This is a genomic window from Arthrobacter sp. UYNi723 (assembly GCF_054057635.1).
Genome location: NZ_JBSRZM010000068.1, coordinates 1 through 3,303, shown reverse-complemented (window position 1 = coordinate 3,303; position 3,303 = coordinate 1). Strand labels below are relative to the sequence as shown.

The window sequence follows — 3,303 nt, the reverse complement described above, 5'->3', positions numbered from 1 at the left end:
TGTTACTCGTCGCGTTATTTGCCGATGTCGGCGTCGGTTTCGGTGACAACGGGCCGGGCATGGAAATGCCCCGCCGGAGGGTTTCGGCGGGGCATTCATCGTCGGGTTGACGTGGTGGTCGTCATCGGTGACGGCGGTTTTTTACTCGCTGTTCTCGGTGATCGCTGATTGGGCGGCGGAGAGGTCCACGATGGCCTTGCCGGAGGCGTAGGTCGCGATCAGGGAGGAGACGGCGAGGTTGTTCACCGCCCGGGGGTAGCCTCGTGATCCGTGGTGGATCGCGGCGACGGCGTCGTCGGAGAACAGGGTGTCGGATCTGCCGGCGAATTTGAGGTGGTGGCGGATGTAGTCCGCGGTGTTGGCCGGGTCCATGCCGGTGATCGCGAAGCGGGTGGAGATCCGTTGGTCCAGGGCTGCCAGGACCGCGAGTTTGAGTCTGCGGCGCAGGGTGGGCTGGCCGATGAGCAGCAGCGCGAAGTGTGAGCCGGTGTCCATCTCGGTGTTCGTGAGCATCCGCAGGGCTTCGAGATCGGTGTTGCCCAGCAGGTGGGCTTCGTCGATGACGACCACGGGCAGGCGGGATCGTTCGTCCAGTTCCCCGGCGAGCAGGGACGCGGTCTGGGAGGCCAGGACCCCGGAGTAGAACGCGGGCTGCCCGCCGAGGGCGGTCACGATCGCCGTATGGATCCCGCGCATGGTGATCGTGGGGTCCGCGATATAGATGATCTGGTGCCGGGAGGCTTCGAGTTGGGCCAGCGCGGCCCTGACGGCGACGGTCTTGCCGGCACCGACCTCACCGGTGATGACACCGGTCTGGCGTTGACTGATGCACCACTGGATCCGGGCGATCGCTTCACGGTGCCCGGGGTGCGGGTGCAGGGCCTGGGGCGGAATGTCACGGCCGAAAGGCATGCGGGTGAAGCCGTAATGGGACTGCAGGTTCTCGATGCTCATGCGGTTCCTCCTGCGGTCTTTGTGGTTGCGGTCCCGGTGGTACCGGCGCCGGCGGCGATCTTCTCGAAGCTGATCGGGGCGCCAGTCATCGCGGTTTTGTGGCGGGTCTGGACCAGGCGCAGGTAGTCGATGCCGGAGGCGGCGTTCCTCGCGCCGGTGTCGGCGTCTTTGGCGGCATTGACGGCCTTGGGGTGCACGTGCCGGCGGATCTCGAGCAGCACCGCGTCGCCGGCCGGGATACCCCCGGCCGCAGCCACGGCGACGGGCCCGGTGAGATCGAACGGGTCATAGATAAGTTCGATGCGGGTGCCGGCCAGCATGGGGTCGACCTGGTAGGTATTGCCCTGCAGGGACACCGTCGCGGTCTTGGTGACCTTCCGGGTCGCGGACCAGCGGAACGCTTCGGCGATCACCTCCGGATCCCGGCGGTCCGGGCGCCGATTTTCCCAGCCGGCGTCCCAGCGGGCCAGGGGTGTCTGCCCGGTGGTGGAGTGAACGGTGCGGTGGTAGACCATCTGGACCCAGGAGATGAACAAGGCGTTCAGTTCCTCCAGCGACGCGACCGCGGTCCCGGCAGGATCCTCCCCGGTGCCCGGAACGGTCGTCTGGACCGGGCCCTCGAGCACGGTGATTTCGGAGAGGAACTGGGACGTCACGGTGTTGAAAAAGCGCTCAATCTTGCCGCGGCCCTGGGGTCGGTAAGGCCGGGAATGGATCAGCTTCATGCCCAGCCTCGCGCAGATCCTGGCCAGTGACGTGTCGACAAAGGCCGAGCCGTTATCGACGTAAGCTGCGTCGGGGATTCCGTGGGTCTGCAGGGCCGGGCGCAACGCTGCCGAGAGCCGGACGGCGTCTTCGGCGAACGCCCAGCGCGCCGCGGTCACCATGCGCGAATGATCATCCAGGAACGCGAACAGGTAGGTCTTCCGGCCGCCGATCTTCGGTCCGTGGAGCCCGTCGCCGACCCAGATCTCGTTCGGCCGGGCCGCTTCGAACCGGCCGGTGGCCTGCGCAGGCGTGCCGGTGGGGATGTCCAGAGTGCGGAAGTGGCGCAGCAGCGTGGACTCGGACGGGGCATCGCCAAGGGTCTCGGCCATGATCCGCCGCACCTGGGCCGCGGTGCGGTGCGGACGCTCGAGCTTCAGCGTCGCGGCCAGGGACAAAACGGTCACCGGGGTCACCGGGCCGGCGGCCCTTTCCCGCGGCTTGAGCCCGTCGAATCCCTCGCGCTGCCAGGCACGGATCCACCGGTCCAAGGTCTCCCGGGAGTAGCGCACGCCCCGCCCGGACGGGCCGGTGTGCTCCGCGGCGGCCAGGGCGCGGACCAGCGGGCCCCGCTGGCGGGAGGTCAGCGACGCGTCCGCGGCCTCGCGGATGAGCTGATAACGGAACAAAGCGGTCTTCTCCGCCCGGTCCCTGCGGGCCGCGGGCCCGCGCTGCGGTTCGGATTCTGTCATGGGTCACTGTCCTCCAAAGGTCAGGAAACGATGGCCCCGGCAGGATCAGCCGGCGCTCCTCCCACCCTTGCCGCCCGGGACGGCGGGCATAAGGGCCAGTTCGTGTTGGCCGTGCCCACGCCATCTGGCGCTGAAAAACCATGCGCCCGCCGCGGCCAGTCCCGCAGCCTGCCACGCCATGGTGACGATCCCGAACCGGGATGCGAGTACCCGCGCATATGCCATCACCGCAGAAAGCGCCCGGCCGGCAGCTGTCGGCGCCGCCGCCGGCCAGATCCCGGCGGCGTCGGTGCCGTCACGGTGGACTAGCGCGGTGAACGCCTCCGTGATCCGCGGTGCCGACGCGGTGAACGCGCGCAGCCAACCGCGGACCGTGGATACCGGCCTGCCCAGCCACGCCGCGATCGCCCGGTGGCCCGTCCCGCCGGCAGCCTTGGCCTCGACGGCGGCGGCGATCACAGCAGCCGTATCGGCCCGCCGGGCCGCCAGATCCACGCCCAACAGCACATGCGTGACCGAGCACCGCTGACAGCGTCCCCGACGCGGACGGTGGCATATCGGAATGCAGGCCTGCCCGGCGCCGTGGCGGATGAACCGCGCCCGCGCCCAGCCCCACGGGCGCAGCACACCTGCGCATCCCGGGCACACCAACCGCCCCGCGGCCAGATCCGACTCGACAGAAAAAGCATCATGACTTACCGTGAGCATCAGCGCGGCCCTTACGCGTTAGAACGGCCGGCGTGATACTTCGAAACTCTCACGCCGGCCGTTCGTCTTATCCGGTCATCGTCAGCCTGACGCCGCCGACGGCACTAAATCAAGACGCCACGGCAAAAACCTGCCTCGTCACCGGCAACGACGCCCCTACCGTCAACCACTGCGACGCCTAACA

3 protein-coding genes are annotated in these 3,303 nt (G+C 68.6%); all 3 read right to left on the bottom strand.

Annotation, left to right across the window (positions count from 1 at the left end):
• Positions 1-141: 141 nt before the first annotated feature.
• From ACVWY0_RS22140 to ACVWY0_RS22130, 3 genes are read right to left on the bottom strand one after another with little or no spacing between them, the layout of a single operon-like run.
• Positions 142-954, bottom strand: a complete 813-nt coding sequence (locus ACVWY0_RS22140; protein WP_485838609.1) for an ExeA family protein — start codon at positions 952-954, stop codon at positions 142-144.
• Positions 951-2,411, bottom strand: coding sequence for a DDE-type integrase/transposase/recombinase (locus ACVWY0_RS22135; RefSeq protein ID WP_485838608.1), 1,461 nt, complete (start codon positions 2,409-2,411; stop codon positions 951-953). Before ACVWY0_RS22135 ends, ACVWY0_RS22140 begins: the two co-directional genes overlap by 4 nt.
• Positions 2,412-2,456: 45 nt before the next feature.
• Positions 2,457-2,912, bottom strand: coding sequence for a hypothetical protein (locus tag ACVWY0_RS22130; RefSeq protein WP_485838607.1), 456 nt, complete (start codon positions 2,910-2,912; stop codon positions 2,457-2,459).
• Between the last annotated feature and the right edge of the window lie 391 nt (positions 2,913-3,303).

Bases quoted from the DNA above. Each gene is read 5' to 3' on its own strand.
- ACVWY0_RS22140 (WP_485838609.1), bottom strand. From the start codon at position 954: ATGAGCATCGAGAACCTGCAGTCCCATTACGGCTTCACCCGCATGCCT.
- ACVWY0_RS22135 (WP_485838608.1), bottom strand. From the start codon at position 2,411: ATGACAGAATCCGAACCGCAGCGCGGGCCCGCGGCCCGCAGGGACCGG.